Source organism: Amycolatopsis sp. SID8362 (assembly GCF_010550475.1).
GTDB lineage: Bacteria > Actinomycetota > Actinomycetes > Mycobacteriales > Pseudonocardiaceae > Amycolatopsis > Amycolatopsis eburnea.
Map to the genome: position 1 here is coordinate 15,422 of NZ_JAAGNB010000294.1, position 18,520 is coordinate 33,941.

20 protein-coding genes and 1 pseudogene are annotated in these 18,520 nt (G+C 69.9%); 14 read left to right on the forward strand and 7 right to left on the reverse strand.

Annotated features, from left to right (window positions below):
• The first annotated feature begins 3 nt into the window (after positions 1-3).
• The 7 genes and pseudogenes from G3I65_RS09270 to G3I65_RS09300 all read left to right on the forward strand — a co-directional run bounded on the left by G3I65_RS09270 (position 4) and on the right by G3I65_RS09300 (position 7,366).
• Entirely contained in the window at positions 4-1,482 is a 1,479-nt protein-coding gene (locus G3I65_RS09270) for a NuoM family protein (protein ID WP_160695716.1), read from the forward strand.
• Between the two features lie 16 nt (positions 1,483-1,498).
• Positions 1,499-2,911 (forward strand): NADH-quinone oxidoreductase subunit N, encoded by a 1,413-nt coding sequence (locus G3I65_RS09275; protein ID WP_160695717.1) that lies wholly within the window; start codon positions 1,499-1,501, stop codon positions 2,909-2,911.
• Positions 2,912-2,967: 56 nt separating this feature from the next.
• Positions 2,968-4,491 (forward strand): multicopper oxidase family protein, encoded by a 1,524-nt coding sequence (locus tag G3I65_RS09280; protein WP_160695718.1) that lies wholly within the window; start codon positions 2,968-2,970, stop codon positions 4,489-4,491.
• Between the two features lie 22 nt (positions 4,492-4,513).
• Entirely contained in the window at positions 4,514-4,963 is a 450-nt protein-coding gene (locus tag G3I65_RS09285; protein ID WP_309235347.1) for a hypothetical protein, read from the forward strand.
• An 8-nt stretch (positions 4,964-4,971) separates the two neighbouring features.
• Entirely contained in the window at positions 4,972-5,187 is a 216-nt protein-coding gene (locus G3I65_RS09290; protein ID WP_160695720.1) for a hypothetical protein, read from the forward strand.
• Positions 5,188-5,600: 413 nt separating this feature from the next.
• Positions 5,601-6,641, forward strand: a pseudogene (locus tag G3I65_RS09295) (permease).
• Positions 6,638-7,366 carry a TIGR03943 family putative permease subunit gene (locus tag G3I65_RS09300; RefSeq protein WP_160695721.1) on the forward strand — a complete coding sequence of 243 codons (729 nt, stop codon included), beginning with the start codon at positions 6,638-6,640 and terminating at the stop codon, positions 7,364-7,366. The pseudogene G3I65_RS09295 and the gene G3I65_RS09300 overlap by 4 nt, the downstream one beginning before the upstream one ends.
• 15 nt (positions 7,367-7,381) lie before the next feature.
• Here G3I65_RS09300 and G3I65_RS09305 read toward each other — a convergent pair whose 3' ends face one another.
• A complete protein-coding gene (locus G3I65_RS09305) occupies positions 7,382-7,810 on the reverse strand; it encodes a hypothetical protein (protein WP_160695722.1) in 429 nt (142 codons plus the stop codon).
• Positions 7,811-7,904: 94 nt separating this feature from the next.
• Entirely contained in the window at positions 7,905-8,570 is a 666-nt protein-coding gene (locus G3I65_RS09310; RefSeq protein WP_160695723.1) for a hypothetical protein, read from the reverse strand.
• Between the two features lie 338 nt (positions 8,571-8,908).
• Between G3I65_RS09310 and G3I65_RS09315 the strand changes: the two genes are divergently transcribed.
• From G3I65_RS09315 to G3I65_RS09340, 6 genes are all read left to right on the forward strand, one after another.
• The gene (locus G3I65_RS09315) at positions 8,909-9,313 is read left to right on the forward strand and encodes a hypothetical protein (RefSeq protein WP_160695724.1); all 405 of its coding nucleotides are present in this window, start codon (positions 8,909-8,911) and stop codon (positions 9,311-9,313) included.
• A 241-nt stretch (positions 9,314-9,554) separates the two neighbouring features.
• Positions 9,555-9,956 carry a hypothetical protein gene (locus tag G3I65_RS09320; RefSeq protein ID WP_160695725.1) on the forward strand — a complete coding sequence of 134 codons (402 nt, stop codon included), beginning with the start codon at positions 9,555-9,557 and terminating at the stop codon, positions 9,954-9,956.
• A gap of 63 nt (positions 9,957-10,019) precedes the next feature.
• Positions 10,020-10,643: a DUF305 domain-containing protein gene (locus tag G3I65_RS09325; RefSeq protein WP_160695726.1), complete on the forward strand. Its 624-nt coding sequence runs from the start codon at positions 10,020-10,022 to the stop codon at positions 10,641-10,643.
• A gap of 235 nt (positions 10,644-10,878) precedes the next feature.
• On the forward strand, positions 10,879-11,934 hold the full coding sequence (locus G3I65_RS09330; RefSeq protein ID WP_160695727.1) for a C40 family peptidase: 1,056 nt from the start codon (positions 10,879-10,881) through the stop codon (positions 11,932-11,934).
• 37 nt (positions 11,935-11,971) lie between these two features.
• On the forward strand, positions 11,972-12,334 hold the full coding sequence (locus tag G3I65_RS09335) for a BlaI/MecI/CopY family transcriptional regulator (RefSeq protein WP_160695728.1): 363 nt from the start codon (positions 11,972-11,974) through the stop codon (positions 12,332-12,334).
• Positions 12,331-13,266, forward strand: a complete 936-nt coding sequence (locus G3I65_RS09340) for a M56 family metallopeptidase (RefSeq protein ID WP_160695729.1) — start codon at positions 12,331-12,333, stop codon at positions 13,264-13,266. The genes G3I65_RS09335 and G3I65_RS09340 overlap by 4 nt, the downstream gene beginning before the upstream one ends.
• A gap of 40 nt (positions 13,267-13,306) precedes the next feature.
• Here the strand turns inward: G3I65_RS09340 and G3I65_RS09345 are convergent, their stop codons facing one another.
• The 4 genes from G3I65_RS09345 to G3I65_RS09360 are packed head-to-tail and all read right to left on the reverse strand — an operon-like array spanning position 13,307 to position 17,039.
• A complete protein-coding gene (locus tag G3I65_RS09345) occupies positions 13,307-15,559 on the reverse strand; it encodes a cation-translocating P-type ATPase (RefSeq protein WP_160695730.1) in 2,253 nt (750 codons plus the stop codon).
• Positions 15,556-16,458 (reverse strand): hypothetical protein, encoded by a 903-nt coding sequence (locus G3I65_RS09350; RefSeq protein WP_160695731.1) that lies wholly within the window; start codon positions 16,456-16,458, stop codon positions 15,556-15,558. Before G3I65_RS09350 ends, G3I65_RS09345 begins: the two co-directional genes overlap by 4 nt.
• Before the next feature lie 52 nt (positions 16,459-16,510).
• Complete coding sequence (locus tag G3I65_RS09355) at positions 16,511-16,717, reverse strand: heavy-metal-associated domain-containing protein (RefSeq protein ID WP_160695732.1); 207 nt, start codon at positions 16,715-16,717, stop codon at positions 16,511-16,513.
• Positions 16,718-16,736: 19 nt separating this feature from the next.
• On the reverse strand, positions 16,737-17,039 hold the full coding sequence (locus tag G3I65_RS09360; protein WP_160695733.1) for a metal-sensitive transcriptional regulator: 303 nt from the start codon (positions 17,037-17,039) through the stop codon (positions 16,737-16,739).
• Positions 17,040-17,100: 61 nt separating this feature from the next.
• Between G3I65_RS09360 and G3I65_RS09365 the strand changes: the two genes are divergently transcribed.
• On the forward strand, positions 17,101-17,619 hold the full coding sequence (locus G3I65_RS09365) for a carboxymuconolactone decarboxylase family protein (RefSeq protein ID WP_160695734.1): 519 nt from the start codon (positions 17,101-17,103) through the stop codon (positions 17,617-17,619).
• Here G3I65_RS09365 and G3I65_RS09370 read toward each other — a convergent pair.
• Positions 17,585-18,244 (reverse strand): class I SAM-dependent methyltransferase, encoded by a 660-nt coding sequence (locus tag G3I65_RS09370; protein ID WP_345944077.1) that lies wholly within the window; start codon positions 18,242-18,244, stop codon positions 17,585-17,587. The genes G3I65_RS09365 and G3I65_RS09370 overlap by 35 nt on opposite strands.
• Between the last annotated feature and the right edge of the window lie 276 nt (positions 18,245-18,520).

Genomic DNA, 18,520 nt, shown 5'->3' on the forward strand with positions numbered 1-18,520 from the left:
CGCGTGCTCAGCGTCGTGGTGTTCCTGCCCCTGGTGGCCGCGGTGGTGCCGCTGGTGCTGCCGCGCGCCGGTGACCCCTTCATCCGCTGGTGGTGGATCGCCGCCGCGACGGTGGAGCTGGCCCTGGTCATCGCGCTCTGGATCGGCTACCCCGGCGGCGACGGCTACGCCTACGAGGTCAACCTGCGGTGGATCCCGAGCATCAGCTCGGGTTACCACCTCGGCGTCGACGGCCTCAGCCTGCCGCTGCTGGCTCTCACGGCCGTGCTGTTCCTGGCCTGCGCGGTCTATTCGCTGCGGCAAGAACATCGCGTCCGGTCCTTCGCGGTTCTGTTCCTGTTCCTCGAGTCCGTCAGCCTCGGGCTGTTCGTTTCGCTCGACCTGATCCTGTTCTTCGTCTTCTTCGATCTGTCCATTGTGGGCATGTACTTCGTGATCGCCGGCTGGGGACACCGTGACGCGGCGCGCGCAGCCCTGAAGTTCTTCCTCTACACCTTCGTCGGTTCGCTGGCACTGCTGGTCGGATTCATCGCGCTGTACGTGACGGCGTCGCCGCACACCTTCGACATCGTGGAGCTGACCCGCCGGACACCGCTGGCAGGCGGCGGGTGGGCCGCGGGGCTGGTCCTGCTCGCGCTCGGCGTCGGCTTCGCGATCAAGACACCGACCGTGCCGTTCCACACGTGGCTGCCGCCCGCGCACACCGAAGCGCCCGCCGCCGGGTCCGCGATCCTGGCCGGCGTGCTGCTGAAGATGGGCACCTACGGGTTCGTGCGGATCGCGATGCCGATCCTGCCGGACACCTGGCGCCGCTACGCACTCGTGTTCGTGATCGTCGGCGTCGTGAGTGTCCTCTATGGAGCGTTGGTCGCGCTGGGGCAGCGGGACTTCAAGCGGATGATCGCCTACACGTCGGTCAACCACATGGGGTACATCGTGCTCGCGGTCGGCGCGGCCGGTCTCGTCGCGAACTCGGACGTCGAAGCGCGTCAGCTCGCCGTCACCGGCGCAGTCACGCAGATGGTCAGCCACGGCCTCATCACCGGCGCGCTGTTCCTGCTCGCCGGCGTGCTCTACGAACGCGGCGGCACCTATGACATGGACCGCTACGGCGGCCTGGCCGCGAGCGCGCCCCGGTTCGCCGGGCTGACCGCGGCCGCCGCGTTCGCGTCGCTCGGCCTGCCCGGGTTCTCCGGATTCATCGCGGAGTTCCAGATCTTCACCGGCTCGCTGGGTCCGGCGCCGGTCGCGACCGTGCTGGCCTTCCTCGGCATCCTGGTGACCGCCGCGCTGTTCCTCCGCGCGTTCCAGAAGGTGTTCCTGGGCAAGGTGAACAAGCCCACGGCCGACCTCACGGTCGCCGAAGGCGCCTCGATCGCGCCACTGCTAGTGCTCGCCATCGTCGTCGGTGTCTTCCCGCGGTTCCTGCTCGACCTGATCGAACCGGCGTCGCGGTCGGTCCTGAACCTGCTGGCCCGGTGACCGCGCCGTGGAGATGATGAACGAGGACCCCCTCGCGCTGCTGCCCGAGATCATCCTCGCGGTGGCCGCGGTCACCGGGCTGCTGCTCGGGTCCTACCTGCCCAGGCAACGGCAGTGGCCGGTCCGGCTCCTCACCGCCCTCGCCTGCGCGGCCGCCGTGGTCGCGACCGTGGCGGTCTGGAACGACCCGGCCCGCACGGTGTTCGGGGACAGCTACGCCATCGACGTCGCGACCAACGCCGGACGAGTCATCGTCCTGGTCGCCGTCCTGCTCACCCTCGGGGTCAGCGCCGGGGAGTTCCGATCGTCGGCGCGCGAGAGCGAACTGTACGTCCTGGTCCTGCTCGCCGCGCTGGGCACGATCGTGCTCACCGGCGCGAACGACCTGCTCCTGCTCGTCGCCGCGTATCTGCTCGCCAGCATCCCGCTGTACGCGATCGCCGGGTTCGCCAAGGACGACCTCGGCACCGAAGGCGCCCTGAAGTTCTACCTGCTCGGCGCGCTGCTCGGGATCACGATGCTGGCCGGGGCGACCGTCCTCTTCGGCGTCGGCGGCGCGACGACCTACGCCGACCTGCAAAAGTCGCTGGGCACCGCCCCTACCGCGGCGGTCGCGGTCGGATTCGTCGGGGTGCTGGCGGGGCTGCTGTTCAAGATGGGCGCGGTGCCGGCGCACTTCTGGATCCCGGACGTCACCGAAGGCACCCGGCCGCCCGCCGCGGCGTTCCTCACGACCGTCCCGAAGATCGGCGGCGTCGTCGCCGCGTACCGGCTGGTCGCGACCGCGATGTCCGGCTCGTCCGTCGACTGGCCGCTACTGGTGGCCCTGATCGCCGCGGTGACCATGACGCTCGGCAACCTGGCCGCGTTCTTCCAGCGCGACGTGCGCCGGCTGCTCGGCTATTCGACGATCAGCCAGGTCGGCTACCTGCTCATGGCCGTCGTCGTGGCCGGCCGCAGCTCTCTGGCTCTGCCGAGCATGCTCCTGTACCTCGCGGCCTACGCCGTGACGAACCTCGGCGCCTTCGCGGTGGTCTGCGCCCTCCCGCAGCGGAAGCTGATCGACGAGTACCGCGGGCTGCTCCGCCAACGCCCGTGGCTGGCCGTGAGCCTCGTGGTGTGCCTGCTCGGGCTCGTCGGCACGCCGCCGACCGCCGTCTTCGCCGGAAAACTGGCCGTCTTCACCGCGGCCCTCGACGGCGGGTACGGCTGGCTCGTCGTCGTGGCCGCCGTCAACACCGTCGCCAGCCTCTTCTACTACCTCCGCTGGATCGCGCCGGCCGTACGCTCCGCCGAGGTGCAGGAAACCACTGTCGTCGACCGCTGGGCAGCCACCACCGCGTACGCGGCCACGGTGGTATCGCTGGCGCTAGGGCCGATATCCGGGCTGGTGCTCGCCGCGTTTCGGCGTGACCTCACGGCGATGTGATCCCCGGGGTCTCTACTATTAGCCTTAGTAGACACCCTCGGCCCGCAGAGGACACCATGACGCCTGCCGAACGCCCGTCCACCCTGCTGAACCGGCGCGGCTTTCTCGCACTGGGCGCGGGCGCGACCGCCGCACTCGGGCTCGCGGCGTGCTCGTCCAGCGCCTCACCGCCGCCGCAGGCCAAGGTCGGCCCGACGTCGCCGTTGATCGCCCGCGCCGAAGCCGCGCGGCGGCCGGCCGGCGCCGTCGTCCGCCCGGTCGACCTGACCGCCCAGGTCGGCGAGCTGGACCTCGGCGGCGTTCAGGTGCGGACGTGGAGCTTCGGCCAGCTCCCCGGCAAGGAGATCCGGCTGAAGCGCGGCGAAGTGCTGCAGGCCAAGCTGAGCAACCGGCTGCCCCAGCCGACCACGATCCACTGGCACGGTCTGGCCCTGCGCAACGACATGGACGGCGTACCCGACCTCACTCAACCCGCGGTCGCCGCGGGCAGCGACTTCACCTACGAATTCACGGTCCCCGAAGCGGGCACCTTCTGGTTCCACCCGCACGTCGGCGTGCAGCTCGACCGCGGCCTCTACGCCCCGCTCATCGTGGAGGACCCGGCCGACGGCGGCGACTACGACACCGAGCTGGTGATCGTCTTCGACGACTGGCTCGACGGCACCGGCACCGATCCCGACGCCGTGCTGGCGAACCTCAAGCAGAACGGCATGAACATGGGCGCCATGCCGGGCATGGACCACATGGGCGGGATGCCGAAGTCCGACCTTCTCGGCGGCGATGCCGGTGACGTCACCTATCCGCACTTCCTCGCCAACGGCAGGACCGCCACCGCACCGACGTCGTTCCCGGGCAAGCCCGGGCAGCGCATCCGGCTGCGCCTGATCAACGCGGGCGCCGACACCGCGTTCCGGGTCGGCGTGCCCGGCGTTCCGCTGCGCGTCACCCACACGGACGGCTTCCCCACCACGGCATCCGGCGACGCCGAGGCCGTGCTGCTCGGCATGGGCGAGCGGATCGACGCCGTTTTCACCGTGCCGGCCACCGGCGTCCCAGTCCTCGCCATCGCCGAGGGCAAGAGCGGGTACGCGCAGGTCCTCGTGCATGCCGGGAACAGCCGGGCCGGCACGGCGAACGACAGCGCCGCCGAGCTGCTGAAGAAGGCGAAGGTGCAGACCGTCCAGGACTTCTCCGCGGCTCCACAGGTGGACTTGAAGAACCGCGCACCCGACGTCACCCACGACCTGAAACTCGCCAGCCCGGGCGCGAAGTACGACTGGACCATCAACGGAAAACCGTACGATCCCGCCGACGGCCTCCCTGTCCGGCAGCGACAGCGGGTCCGACTGCGGTTCGTGAACGACTCCGACATGTACCACCCGATGCACCTGCACGGCCACACGTTCCAGGTGCGCGGCCAGAACGCACCCGGCCCGCGGAAGGACACCGTGCTCGTCCTCCCACGCCGGACGGTCGAAGTGGACTTCGACGCGGACAATCCCGGGCAATGGCTGACGCACTGCCACAACGCCTACCACGGGGAGTCGACCATGATGACGGTGGTGTCCTATGTGGAATGATCGCCGCCGGTGGGCTGCCGCGGTGGGCGCGGCCGCACTGAGCGCGCTCGCTGTCGGCGTGCCCACCGATGTGCTCGACACGCCGTTCTTCACCCGGATGACACCGGTGCGGTGGTGGGAAATCCCCGTACTGGCCTTGACCGTCGCACTGACCGGCCTGTGGGTGGCGATCCCCCGCCCGGCCGGCGACCTCCGGGGGCGCGGCGGCATCGTCGGCTCGGTGACCGCCGCGGTGCTCGCCGTCGGTTGCCCGGTGTGCAACAAGGTCGTGGTCGGGTTGCTCGGCATTTCCGGCGCCCTGGGCATCTGGGCTCCGGTGCAGCCGGCGCTCGCAGCATTGTCTCTCGCCGCTCTCGCCGCCGCGGTGGTCGTGCGCTGGCGCCGGCGCGGATGCGGTCCCGAGGACTGCGCCGTGGACGTCACTGCGAAAACCTCGTCAGACGCGGGAATCACACCGGCATCCGGCTCATAAGGGCGACCGTGAGCCGACAGCAGCTCGCCGAAGAGCGGGACCAGGCGTTTCGCGACATCGTCGCCCTCGATGCCCAGGTCGATGCCGGCGAGATCCCACCGAAGACTGCCGCGCGCCTGCGGGCCGGGTACGAGCGAGCCGCCGCCGAGGCGATGAAGGGCCTTCTCCGAGCCGAACAAGCCGGATTCCGCGACGAACCCGACAATCCGGCTATACTATGCTAATTAGTAGCTGGTTGGCCAGGATCCCGAAGGGAGGCGGGCCATGGAACGGAGATGCCCACGAGTCGCAACCGCCAGCCCCTTCCTGCACGGCATCCTCCACCCCGCAGAAGCCGCCGCGTACCGGCAACACGTCCGGTTCTGCATATGTTGCCGCCGCGAAGTGGATGAGCTCGAACCCGTGGTGCGGTTACTCAAAGGGATCAAGGCCGACATCGACCACGCCCGTTGCCCGGGTACTACTAGTTAACGTAGTATGCCGCTTATGTCGACCGACGCCTGAACAAGGCAGTCGCGCGGCCGCGCCGGTCCCTCCCCCCGTACCGGCGCGTGAAGCGGGCGCGGGTCCCATCTCTCATGGGCCCGCGCCCGTTCCACCGGGGTCTACTACCCTAGTTCGTACTACACCTGGCAGCATGTCCGGCGTGACAGCCTCCGCAAAGGGTGATCAAGCGGCACCCGAGCACCCCTCTCCGGCGACCCGGCGCCGCCGGGTCGGCTCGCTCGAGGTGCTCTGCGTGATCCTCGTGCTCGCGCTCGTCGGGCAAAAGCAGCTGATCCAGCTCCTGGACGTTGCCGGGCTGGGCACTGGCGCCACCGTGTTCGTCGCCGTCTGCGTCCAGGCCCTGCCGTTCCTCGTCCTGGGCGTGCTGCTCAGCGGAGCGATCGCCGCCTTTGTGCCGCCCGCCTTGCTGAAACGGCTCCTTCCTCGAAACGCGGCGATGTCGGTCCCCGTCGCAGGCGTCGCCGGGGTGGCGTTGCCCGGGTGCGAGTGCGCGTCGGTCCCCATCGCCCGTCGGCTCATGCAACAGGGCGTGCCCCAAGGCGCGGCGCTCGCCTTTCTGCTGGCCGCCCCCGCGGTCAACCCGGTCGTCCTGGTCGCGACAGCCGTGGCGTTCCCGGGGCAGCCCGAGATGATCGCCGCCCGGTTCGCCGGGTCTCTGGCGACGGCGATCACGATGGGCTGGCTGTGAGCGAAGTTCGGACGTGCCGAGTGGATGGCCGAGCGGGTGCAGCGCAAGACGAACACCGATCCCGCCGCCTCGCGCTGGTCGGTGTTCACCGAGACCGCGCGGCACGACCTCGTCGGAGCGGGCGGCTTTCTGGTGGTCGGCGGGCTGACAGCGGCGGTGTTCAACGTCCTCGTCCCCCAGTCCTGGCTGGTCTCGCTCGGCAGCCACCTCTGGCTGGCGGTCGTCGTGCTCGCCCTGCTGGCCGTGGTGCTGGCGCTGTGCAGCCAGGCCGACGCGTTCGTCGCGGCGTCGATGTCCGCGCTCCCGCTCTTGCCCAGGCTGGTTTTCCTGGTGGTCGGCCCCGCAGTGGACGTCAAGCTGATCGCCCTCTACGGCGGCACGTTCGGCCGCCGGTTCGTCGTCAGGTTCGCGCCGGCGGCGTTCCTCGTGGCCATCGCCGCGGGCGTCGGTGCCGGGCTGCTGTTCCTCGGAGGTGCCCGGTGAGGCGGGAATCCCAGAACATCCTGCTGCTCCTGCTCGGCGGCGCACTGATCAAGATCGCGGTGGACGGCAGTTACCTGCGCTACGTCAAGCCGGCCCAGCAACCGTGGCTGATCCTGTCCGGCGCCGCCATGGCCGCCTTGGCCGTCGCCGCGATCACCAGGGACATCCGCACCGCACGCCGCGTCGAACCACACCCCGCGACTGAGCACGACGGCCACGCCCACCGAACCCGCAGCACTTGGATGCTCATCCTGCCGGTGCTCGCGATCTTCTTGATCGCACCACCGGCCCTCGGGGCCGACAGCGTCAACCGCTCGGACGGACGGGTCATCTCGCAGGCCAGGCAGGTGAAGACGAGCGCGTTCGCGCCGCTGGCGTCCGGCAACCCACTCCCGCTGACCCTGACCGAGGTCGTGACGCGGGCCGGCTGGGACGCCACGAACTCCTTGAACGGGCGGACGGTCCGCCTCACCGGTTTCGTGGCGCACAACCGGAACGTGGTCTACTTGGCGCGCCTGGTCATCGGCTGTTGCGCCGCCGACGCGTTCCCCGTCAAGGTCAGGGTCACCGGCGCCGGCGTGGCGGCGCTGCGAGACGACCAGTGGGTCGAGACGACGGGGACGGTCCGGCCCGACACCGCCACCCCCGCGAACAGCTACACGCCGACCTTCGTCGTCGACTCCTTGAAGGCCGTCCAGGCCCCGCAAGACCCCTATGAATACTGAAGAACCCAGACCTGGTCAGGCGACGATCATCGAACAGTCCGCATCGGACGGTGCCTCGACGGCGACCTTGGCCACCACGCCCTCCGCGATCGAGACGCGGGTTCCGCAGATCCGGGTGGCTTTGCCGAGCGTCGCATCGGTTGCGGCCTGGCACGAACCGCTGCAGTCCCGGCTCCAGGTGATCACCCGGTAGCGAGCGGCGGACAACGGTGCCGAAAGCACCGCCGGCGCAGTCCGGTACTCGCGCTCGAGAACCGGCTTGCCCTGGTCGTCCTCGACACGCAGGTAACGGACCGCGGTCTGCGACCGGTCGGCCGGTTCACGCACGACCACGTCGAGCGTGCCGGACGGCCCGGCCACCACGGAGGGCTGGTGCGGCGGAATCGACAGGCCTCCGGCCGGCGCCGGGTCGGCGCGGCAGGCCGTGAGGACGGTCAAGCTCATCAGGAGAAGCACGGGACCGCGCGAACGCATGAGAAAGCTCCTACCCACCGGCACTCGGCCGGTCCGGGACACCCGGGCCGGCCGAGCCACCAGGTCAGTCGTTCCAGTAGATGGACGTCTGGACGCCGCCCGCGGTGATCTTCGACTGCGACGGGGCCGCCGCTGCGGCCGAACCGTCACCGTGGTTGTAGATCGTCAGCAGCTCGCTGTAGTCGTGCGAGTTCGGCGAGACGTACGCGGGGTCGTTCTGCCCCGCGTAGTCCATGCAGGACCCGGCGTTCGTGAACTGGTGGTCCAGCCCGAAGTCGTGCCCGACCTCCTGGCACATCACGTGCTGCTTGGCGTAGGTACCCATCGAGTACGAGTCGTTGACCTTCGTGGTCCCCCAGGCGATGTGCGTCCCGCTGGAGAGGTTGATCTCGGCGACGCCCAGCCAGCCGGTGCTGCCGTAGGTGTAGTTGCACACGCGGATCCGCCCGGACGAGGCCGGACAGCTGCGCCGCGTCGTCGTACTGGTGTCGCTCGCCGAAAGTACGTTCTCGAACACCGAAGAACGATTCCAGTCGGAGTTGGCCTTGCTGAGGTTCGCGTCCCAGGTCGAGGTGACGCTGTCGAGGACGGTCAGGCGGAGGACGGTGGATGTCGACGAGCGGGCCCAGTGGTACCCGCCCCAGCTGTTGCTCGCCGATGCCTCGGTCGTGCTGATACCGAGTGCCGCCACCGCGAGCGGCACGAGGAGAAGCAGTCGCCATTTGCGCATGGCAAACTCCTTGATTCCGTTGGGGACCCATCCGGGAGTGCGGACGGCAGACGAAAGCTAGCCCGGCAATATCCGTTGCCACAGCTACGAAAGTCGCGAATCATTCATGTGCTACTACTTTACTAAGTAGACTAGTTGTGCTTACCGGCAACATTCCTCCATCCGGCTCCGGCCGATCGTCGGCGCAGCTTGACCCCGGATAGAACTACTTAAAGTAGTAGCCACCCGGAACCCGCTTGGCGCCTGCGCGCCCTACGACCGATGAACCGGCTCACCCCTGTGCCCGTGTAGGAGGCGTGTCCCGGGAACGGCCCGGGGGGTCGTTGTTCGGAGATGCCATGCCGGCGGGCGCGCTAAGCGGGGCAAAGCGGCTGTTCCTGCTGTGCGCGCTCGCCCTCGGCGTCATCCTTATGCACCACCTCAATCCGCCCGGCGCGATGTCCGGTACCGCGGAAACCGTGGTCGAACACGCGGAACCGGCGCCGGCCGCCATGGCCCTGGACACCGGGTCCGCGTCGCCGCACCACGCCTGCCCGCCGTGCGGCGCACACGTGATGACGCACGTGTGCCTGGCCATCTTGGACGGGATGCCATCAATCCTGCTCGTGCTGTTCGCCCTTGCCGGGTTCCCCGGACTCGGCGCGACGACAGCAGCGGGCCTTCGCGGCACCCCACGGCCCAGCCGGTCACCCGACCTACACGGGCGAGCGACCCTCACCTCTCTCTGCGTGTTGCGGGTGTGATCGATCGGGTGCTCCGTGAGACCTCGTTCGAATCCCTTGAACCAGCAGAGAAGGAACTGACGTGCGCAAGACTTCGATCATCAGCGCCATCACCCTGGCCTCCGCCCTGCTCCTCGGCGCAAGACATGCTCTCGAAGCGCTGAGGGAACGCGCGCGACAACTATGGGTTCTCGTACTACAACGCCTAGCGGGAGGGCGGGGCACACCGCGCCCACCGCACAGGACTGGGTACCGTAGAGGCATGGCGACGGCCCGGCTCGGCAAGGTACAGCAGGTCATGCTGCTGTGCGCGCTCGCGCTGTGCGTCGTCGCCATGCACCACGTCAGCATGGCGAAGACCCCGGAGAGCGCTTCCGTGATGCACGCCATGCCGAATGTCCAGCTCGAATCACCTATGGTCGCCGGTTGGGACTCCGGCGAGCACCACCCCGGCATGCCGGACGGCGCCCACGATCTGCTCCACCTCTGCATGGCCGTGGTCGGTGCGGCGGTGGCGCTTTTCCTCGCCCTCCTGGCGCTCAGCCGGTCGCGTCCGGCGAAGGTTCTCGCGCCGGTGAGCCCTCGCGGCTCTCCCGTCCCCGGACGTCCGCCCGACAGACGTGGCCGGCTGATCCTCACCTCTCTCTGCGTTCTGCGGACCTGACCGGCCGCGTTCTCCGCGGTCCTCACCGGTCTTACAGCAGCAATTCACAGAGAAGGATTTGTCATGCGCAAAACTCTGCTCGTCAGCGGCGTCGCCCTTGTGTCGGCGCTCGTGCTGAGTGCGTGCAGTAGCAGCGACCACGCGTCCATGCCGGGCATGAGCTCCAGCCCGTCCGCGCCGGCAGCGTCCCCGAGCCAGCAGGCCGGGGACCACAACGCCGACGACATCGCGTTCGCCCAGCAGATGGTTCCGCACCACAGCCAGGCCCTCGACATGGCGAAGCTGGTGCCGTCCCGCAGCACCAACCCGAAGGTCATCGACCTGGCGAGCCGGATCGAGAAGGCCCAGGATCCGGAGATCCAGCAGATGCAGGGCTGGCTGACCACCTGGGGCGCTCCCTCGACCTCGTCGATGCCGAGCATGCCGGGCATGGACCACGGGTCGATGGGCTCGATGCCCGGCATGATGTCCGACGCCGACATGCAGAAGCTCGAACAGGCCAAGGGTGCCGAGTTCGACAAGATGTGGCTCGACATGATGATCAAGCACCACCAGGGCGCGGTCGAGATGGCCAAGACCGAGCTGTCCAAGGGCAGCAACGCCGACGCCAAGGCACTCGCCCAGAAGATCATCGACGCCCAGCAGGCGGAGATCACGGAGATGCAGGGCCTGCTTTCGCAGAGCTGATTCCGATCAGCGAAGGCCACCCCGGGATCACCCGGGGTGGCCTTCGCGCACGTGCCGACGTGTGACATCCGCCCTTCGTGGACCCGGAAGCGAAAACCTTCACCGAGGGCTGACAACTACCTGTCTAGTACTAAGCCAGATAGTGGACAAACCGCCCGCGTTACCTTACTGTGACCCGCAGGCCGGCGGGGCGGTCCACTTCACCGAAGGTCCCCACGACAGGAGATTCAGCACCGTGACACCGCACCGGCGCTCCCTGCGACATCCGCTCGCCGCCACCACCGCACTGCTGCTCATCGGCTTGGGGACGCTCCCCGCCAGCGCGCAGCCGGCACCGCCGCCCACCAGCAGCCAGGACCCGATGCAGCGCTACCAGGAACTGGGCGCGCAGGCCGCCAAGGCCGACGAAGACCTGCTGACCGCCCAGGATCAGCTGACCGCGCGGCAGGCCGACCGCGACAAGGCGAACGCGGACGTGACCAAGACCAACGACGAGCTCGGCAAGGCACAGGCGGCCATCGCGCAGTTCCGTCCGCAGGTCGACACCATCGCGCTGTCCGCGCTCGGCGGCGGGCAGCTCAACAACACCGCGATGCTCCTCGACAGCGGTAACCGGCAGGAGTTCCTCGACCGCGCTTCGGCGTTGTCGGTGCTGGCCGATCAGAAGACCGTCGTGCTCGGTGGCTTGCGGGAGGCCGTGAACCAGGCCGAGAACGCGAAAACCGCCGCGGCGAACGCGCAGAAGACAGCCCAGCTGGCCGCCGACGACGCGGCCACGGCACTGGACGAGGTCCGCAAGCGCCAGGCGGACCTGAAGGGACAGATCGCCGAAGTCCGCAAGGCGCTCGGCGAGCTTCCCTCGTCCGATCGCCGCAAGCTCGGTACGGTCCAGGACAGCGGTTCCTACCTCGGTCCGCCCGGGGCCGCGAACGACGCGCTGCAAGCCGCGCTGTCCAAACGTGGCTCGGAGTACGAGTGGGGCGCCACCGGGCCGAACCAGTTCGACTGCTCCGGCTTGACGTCCTGGGCGTACAAGCAGGCCGGCATCACGATCCCGCGCTCCAGCCGCCAGCAGTTCACCGCCGGCAAGGCGGTGCCGCTCAACCAGCTCGTCCCGGGCGACCTCTTGTTCTACGACGACGGCACGGGCAACGCGGGCGCGATCCACCACGTCGCGATGTACGTCGGCGACGGCAAGATGGTCGACGCCCCCACCGAAGGACAGCTGGTCGATGTGCGTCCCCAGCGCGGCGACGGCCACTTGATGGGCGCCCGGCGCATCGTCGGGTGATCGCGGCCGGACCGGTATCCTTCTGCGCGGAGGTGCCATGCTGAAGTTGGGCGAGCTCGAGGCGTCGATCATGGACGTGCTCTGGAACGCAACGGAACCGATGCGGGTCCGCGAGGTGCTCGACGAGCTCAACCAGCACCGCGACCTGGCCTACACCACCGTCATGACGGTGCTGGACAACCTGCACCGCAAGGGCTTGGTCGTCCGGGAGATGGAGAACCGCGCCTACCACTACACCGCGGTCTCCTCCCGCGAGGAGGCCACCGCGCAGACGCTGCGGGAGCTGCTCGACTCCGGTGGCGACCGGGAGTCGGTGCTGCTGCACTTCGTGCGTTCGGCGTCCGAGGAGGAGTCAGACTTCCTCCGCAAGGCCCTGCGCCGGAAGCCGCGCAAACGGTGATCACCGCGGCGGCGCTCCTGCTCGGGGTCCTGGTGGTCGGCTGGTGGTCACCACGGCCGCTGAGCTGGCTCTCCGCCCAGGTGGGCCCCGGCACGGCGCTCGCCTGGTGGTTGCTGACCGCGGCCGGGCTCATCGCCGGAACCATCGCCGGCGTTCTGCTCCTGGTGTTGCCCGGCCACGGCCCGGCTGCGGCCGTCCTGGCCGTGCTGCACGACTGCTGGGCCGCGGTCGGCCACGGTGGCCTGCCCGCCCTCGACCCGATAGCCGGGAGCGTGGCTGCCATCGTCGTGCTGGCCGCGGCCACCCGGCTCACGCTGGCTTCGGCCGGACGTCGCCGGCGCCGCAACGTTCTGCACCGCCGCCACCTGGTCGCGCTGCGGCTGTCCGGCTCGGCCGACGGCCGCCGCCTGCCGACCCTCTGGCTGCCGGAGGACGAACCGGTCGCCTACAGCCTCGGCGGGCGCCAGGCGCTGATCGTCGCCAGCACGGGGTTGAAGGACCGGCTGTCGGAGCGGGAGCTGCACGCGGTTCTGGCGCACGAGCGGGCCCACGTCCGCAGCCGTCACCACCTGCTCACGGCGATGGCGGATGTAATGGGCCGCACGCTCGGATTCATCCCGCTGATGCGCGAGCTGCCCGGCGCGGTCCAGCTGCTGGTCGAGCTGGCGGCCGACCGGACGGCGGCGACGCAGTGCGGCTCCGAGCCCCTTCGTTCCGCCCTCCTGTCCATCCGGGCGGTAGAGGGTCCCCGGCGCTCGCTGGCCATGGCTGGCGGCGACACCGCGATCCGGCTGCAGCGGCTGACCGTCCGGACCGGCTCGCGGCTCGTCGCCCGGGCGGTGTCGGTGGCCGGCGGGTTCGCCGCGCTGGTTGCCCCCGCAGCGGTCGCCGCCGCTCTCGTGATCGGGACCAGCCTGATTTCCTGCCCGTGAGGGCCGCCCACCGACTGGTGGGCGGCCCTCACGGAACCACTCAGCTCGCCGCGCGGAAACCGCGCAGGCGGAGGCTGTTGCTGACGACGAACACCGAGCTGAACGCCATCGCCGCGCCGGCGATCATCGGGTTCAGCAGGCCGGCCGCGGCCAGCGGCAGCGCGGCGACGTTGTAGGCGAACGCCCAGAACAGGTTGCCCTTGATCGTCCGCAGCGTCCGCCGCGACAGCCGGATCGCGTCCACCGCCGCCCGCAGGTCGCCGCGCACCAGCGTCAGGTCCGCGGCCTCGATCGCCACGTCGGTGCCGGTGCCCATCGCCAGGCCCAGGTCAGCCTGGGCCAGAGCGGCCGCGTCGTTGACGCCGTCGCCGACCATGGCCACGACCTTGCCCTCGTCCTGCAGCCGCCGGACGACGTCGACCTTGTCCTTCGGCAGCACCTCGGCGACCACCTGCTCGATCCCGACCTCGGCGGCCACCGCCTTCGCGACGGCCTCGTTGTCGCCGGTCAGCAGCACCGGGGTCAGCCCGAGTGCCCGCAGCTTCGCGATCGCCTCGGCCGAGGTCGGCTTCACCGTGTCGGCGACGACCAGGACCGCGCGGGCCTGCCCGTCCCAGCCGACCGCGACCGCCGTCCGGCCGAGCTGCTCCGCCGCGGCCTTGGCCTCGACCAGCTCGCCAGGAAGGTGCAGGCTCCACTCCGCCAGCAGCGCCGTCCGGCCGACGAGCACCGCCGCGCCGTCCACGACGCCCTGGACACCGAGTCCTTCGATGTTCGTGAAGCCTTCGACCTCGGGCAGGTCGCCGACCTTGTCCCGGGCGCCGCGGGCGATCGCCTGGGCGATCGGGTGCTCGGAGGCGTTCTCCAGAGCCCCGGCCAGCCGGAGCACCTCGTCCACCTCGACGCCGTCCGCGGTGTGGACCTCGACCAGCGCCATCTGGCCGGTGGTGACGGTGCCGGTCTTGTCCAGCACCACGGTGTCCACCCGGCGGGTCGACTCCAGCACCTCCGGGCCCTTGATCAGGATGCCCAGCTGCGCGCCACGCCCGGTGCCGACGAGCAGCGCGGTCGGCGTGGCCAGCCCAAGCGCGCAGGGGCAGGCGATGATCAGCACGGCCACCGCGGCGGTGAACGCCGCCGACGCCGTGCCGCCCGCGCCGAGCCAGAAGGCCAGGGTGCCCACGGCGAGCGCGATGACGATCGGGACGAACACCGCCGACACGCGGTCGGCGAGCCGCTGGACCTGCGCTTTGCCGGTCTGAGCGTCCTCGACCAGCTTCGCCATCTGCGCGAGCTGCGTGTCGGAGCCGATCCGGGTCGCCCGCACGACCAGCCGGCCGCCTGCGTTGACGGTCGCGCCGACCACGGAGTCGCCGGGGCCGACCTCGACGGGCACGCTTTCGCCGGTGAGCATGCTGGCGTCGACCGCCGAGCTGCCGTCGTCGATCACGCCGTCGGTGGCGATCTTCTCGCCGGGCCGCACGACGAACCGGTCCCCGACCTGCAGCTGGTCGACCGGGATACGCTCCTCGCGGCCGTTCCGCAGGACGGCGACGTCCTTCGCACCCAGCTCGAGCAACGCCCGCAGGGCGGCGCCGGCGCGGCGCTTGGAGCGCGCCTCGAAGTAGCGACCGGCCAGGATGAACGTCGTCACGCCGGCCGCGACCTCGAGGTAGATGTTGCCGTCGCCGGCCATCCGCTCGATGGTCAGTTCGAACGGGTGCGTCATCCCCGCCACGCCGGCGGTGCCGAACAGCAGCGCGTAGAGCGACCACAGGAACGCCGCCAGCGTGCCGAGCGAGATCAGCGTGTCCATCGTCGCGGCGCCGTGGCGCAGGTTCGCCCAGGCCGCACGGTGGAACGGCCACGCGCCCCACACCAGGACCGGCGCGGCGAGCGTCAGCGAAATCCACTGCCAGTACGTGAACTGCAGCGCCGGCACCATGGCCAGCAGCACCACCGGCAGCGACAGCAACGCCGAGACGATCAGCCGCTGCCGCAACGCGCGGGTCGGATCCTCTTCCTCGGCAGCCTCCGGTGCCTCGGTCTTCGGGGCGGGCAGCGTGGCTCCGTAGCCCGCGGCCTCCACCTGCTCGACCAGGCGCTGCGGCTCGACGTCGCCGGAGTAGACCACCTTCGCCTTCTCGGTGGCGTAGTTGACCGTGGCGGTTACGCCGTCCAGCTTGTTGAGTTTCCGCTCGATCCGCATCGCGCACGACGCGCAGGTCATCCCGGTGATGGCCAGCTCGACCTCGCCGGTCGCGACCTGGGGACGCTCGACTTCGGTACTCATGCGCCCGCCTTCTCTCGCGTGTCGACGGTGAACTCGGCCGTGCGGACCTTCCCGGCGTGCTGGAAGTCCAGGAACAGCCGGTAGGTGCCGGCCGAAGGGACCTCGGCGTAGAAGGTCACCGTGGGGCCCGCGGGGGTCTTGCCGTCGCCGGGTTCGCCGTCCGGGTGGACGTGCAGGTAGGCGAGGTCGCCGCCGCGCAGCGCCACGAGGTGGCCATACGCGCCGAGGTAGGGCTGCAGGTCCGTGACGGGCTTGCCGTCCTTGGTGACCGTGACGGTGATCTTCGACGTGTTGCCGGGCACCAGGTCGCCATCGAGCCGTACCTGATAACCGTCCACAGCGGACGTCTTCGACGGCGCGTGCTCGACCGGCCGGAAGTCACCCGGCGCGACGAGGTCGACGCCCAGGGTCGTCGCTTCGGCGCCGGTCGGCTTGAAGTCGGCGAAGGCGCGGTAGCTGCCCGCGTCCGTGGTGGACAGCGGCACGCTCCAGGTGCCGTCTGCCGCGAGCTCGGGGTGCACGTGCTGAAAACCGGCGGTGTCCCGCCGGACGACGATGAGGTGCAGCCGCTTCTCGTGCTCGACATCGAAGGCGGTCACCGGGTGCCCGTCCGGGCCGGTGATGCGGAAGGTGAAGGGGGTCGTCGTCCCGGGAGTGAGCGTCGTGCTGGTGGGCGTGAGGGTGTAGCCGCCCCTGGACGACGCGAGCCCGCCGGGCTCGTGGGTGTTCGCGGCCTCCGCGACGGTGCCGCTGTGAGTGTCCCCGTGCCCGGCTTCCTCGTCGCCGTGCACTCCAGCCGCGCTGGAGAAGGGACCGACAGCGGTGCCGGTCGCCCAGGCGCCACCGGCGACCAGGGCGAGCGCCGCACCGTAGGCGGAGAGCTTCGCTGCTGTGTTCATTTCCGTGTCCTCACCGCGGGCGAGTGCCCGCAGGTCGAGGAGCTGCCGCGCCTCAGGCGGTCAGCTCGTAGCCGGCTTCCTTGACGGCGCCGCGCACGTCCGCGACGTCGAGGTCCTTGCTGCTGGTCACGGTCACCTTCCCGGTCGGCAGGTCGACCACGACGCCGGTGACGCCGTCGATCTCGCTGACCTCCTCGGTGACCGAACGGACGCAGTGCTCGCAGGTCATGCCGGTCACGGTGTAGGTCTGCTCGCTCATGTTCTTCCCCTTCGGTTCTTCAGGAACGGACGAGCCGGGCGATCGCGTCGCTCGCCTCGCGGATCTTGTCTTCGGCGGTCGTGCCACCCTCGGCGATCGCCTGGCTGACGCAGTGCTGCAGGTGTTCGTCCATCAAGCCGAGCGACACCGACTGCAGCGCCTTCGTGGCGGCGGACACTTGGGTCAGGATGTCGATGCAGTACTTGTCGTCCTCGACCATCCGCTGCAGGCCGCGGATCTGCCCCTCGATGCGCCGCAGGCGCTTCAGGTAGTCCTCTTTGCCGGCGCTGTACCCGTGCTGGCCGGAGGTCGTCTCGCTCATGGCTCATTTATACCCTAGGGGGGTACGGTAGGCAACACCCGGCTCGACGACAGGAGTTCCCATGACACGCCTCACTCCGCTCACCCCGGCCGACGCGCCCGAGCGGTCCCGGCAACTACTGCAGGAGATCATCGACCGGCACGGCGAAGCCGGCGTGATGACCGCGACGATGGCTCATTCCCCCGCACTGCTGCAGGGCTACCTCGAACTGTCCCGCGCGATCAAGCGCGTGAAGCTCCCGCGCGCGCTCAGCGAGAAGATTTCCTTGGCAGTGCAGGAATGGCTGGGGTGCGCACTGTGCCTGGCCGCTCACTCGGACGCTGCCCGCGACGCCGGATTGAGCGAGGTGGACATCTCGCTGGCGCGCCAGGGCACTTCGACCGACGCGCGCGAAGCGGCATTGCTGACCTACGCCGTCCGGGTCCTGGCCGAGCCGTCGTCGATCACCGGAGAGGACATCGCCGAGCTGCGGCAGCACGGCTGGAGCGACCGGACGCTCGCCGACGTCGTAGGACTCGTGTCACTCAACCACCTGACCGGCGCGTTCAACCTGGTGGCCGGGCTGGAGCCCGCGAGCTGACGCTGCCACCCCTGGTCGCGACCACCAAGTAGGCACTGCAGAGCCAGCTCCGGACGCCGCGGCCGAGCGTGACCTCCGGATGCTCGCGCCACCTCGTCGACCAACGCCACAGCAACCGGTCGAACGGCGGGACGACCGGTGCGACGTCGTAGCGCACGACGTCGATCGGCTGCCAGCCCGCGCGCCGAAGGAACCGGCACAGGCGCCGGGAGGACACCGCCCGGATCCCGGTGCGAGGCGGACAGTGCCGCCTCCGGAAGGGCGCCCCGAACAGCTGCTCGATCCTGCCCAGCAGCCGCAGGGCCGGCCAGTACACCGCCCACTCGAACAGGCGGTACGGGCTGAGCGGATTCAGCATCGTGACCAGCAGGAGGCCGCCTTCGCGCACGACCCGCGCACACTCGTCCAAGGCAGCGGGGATGTCGCAGTACTCGAAGACCCCCATCGCCACGGCAACGTCGAAGCTCGCATCGGAAAATGGCACGTCCTCGGCTTCTCCCACCGCCAGGCGGACACCGAAGCCGCGGACCCGGGTCTCCGCTTCGGCAACCATCGCGGGGGACTGGTCGACGCAGGTGATCCGGAAGTCGTCCGGCCTGACTTCGAGGAGCCGCCGCGCGAACATTCCCGGACCGCACCCGATGTCAACCAGGTCACCACCCGGCCACCGGTCGAGCGCCGCCAGGACAGCGCACATCCGAGACGAGAAGTACCGTTCGGACGGACCCCAGGTCCGGTATGACGCGGCGTAGGACGCCGCACCTGCCGGGTCCGCGAACTGTGCCCGCACGAGCCCTTCGCGCCTGTCGGCCGCGAGCCGACCGGCAGCCTGCCCTCTGGCATTTTCGGCCATCCACCGGGCTCCCCTCCGCGAACCAGGACCGCTTGCAACTATCTGCCA

Excerpts from the sequence above, each read along its gene's own strand:
- G3I65_RS09275 (WP_160695717.1), top strand. The coding sequence starts at position 1,499 with ATGAACGAGGACCCCCTCGCGCTGCTGCCCGAGATCATCCTCGCGGTG.
- G3I65_RS09280 (WP_160695718.1), top strand. The coding sequence starts at position 2,968 with ATGACGCCTGCCGAACGCCCGTCCACCCTGCTGAACCGGCGCGGCTTT.
- G3I65_RS09305 (WP_160695722.1), bottom strand. The coding sequence starts at position 7,810 with ATGAGCTTGACCGTCCTCACGGCCTGCCGCGCCGACCCGGCGCCGGCC.
- G3I65_RS09310 (WP_160695723.1), bottom strand. The coding sequence starts at position 8,570 with ATGCGCAAATGGCGACTGCTTCTCCTCGTGCCGCTCGCGGTGGCGGCA.
- G3I65_RS09315 (WP_160695724.1), top strand. The coding sequence starts at position 8,909 with ATGCCGGCGGGCGCGCTAAGCGGGGCAAAGCGGCTGTTCCTGCTGTGC.
- G3I65_RS09320 (WP_160695725.1), top strand. The coding sequence starts at position 9,555 with ATGGCGACGGCCCGGCTCGGCAAGGTACAGCAGGTCATGCTGCTGTGC.
- G3I65_RS09325 (WP_160695726.1), top strand. The coding sequence starts at position 10,020 with ATGCGCAAAACTCTGCTCGTCAGCGGCGTCGCCCTTGTGTCGGCGCTC.
- G3I65_RS09335 (WP_160695728.1), top strand. The coding sequence starts at position 11,972 with ATGCTGAAGTTGGGCGAGCTCGAGGCGTCGATCATGGACGTGCTCTGG.
- G3I65_RS09345 (WP_160695730.1), bottom strand. The coding sequence starts at position 15,559 with ATGAGTACCGAAGTCGAGCGTCCCCAGGTCGCGACCGGCGAGGTCGAG.
- G3I65_RS09350 (WP_160695731.1), bottom strand. The coding sequence starts at position 16,458 with ATGAACACAGCAGCGAAGCTCTCCGCCTACGGTGCGGCGCTCGCCCTG.
- G3I65_RS09355 (WP_160695732.1), bottom strand. The coding sequence starts at position 16,717 with ATGAGCGAGCAGACCTACACCGTGACCGGCATGACCTGCGAGCACTGC.
- G3I65_RS09360 (WP_160695733.1), bottom strand. The coding sequence starts at position 17,039 with ATGAGCGAGACGACCTCCGGCCAGCACGGGTACAGCGCCGGCAAAGAG.
- G3I65_RS09365 (WP_160695734.1), top strand. The coding sequence starts at position 17,101 with ATGACACGCCTCACTCCGCTCACCCCGGCCGACGCGCCCGAGCGGTCC.
- G3I65_RS09370 (WP_345944077.1), bottom strand. The coding sequence starts at position 18,244 with ATGTTCGCGCGGCGGCTCCTCGAAGTCAGGCCGGACGACTTCCGGATC.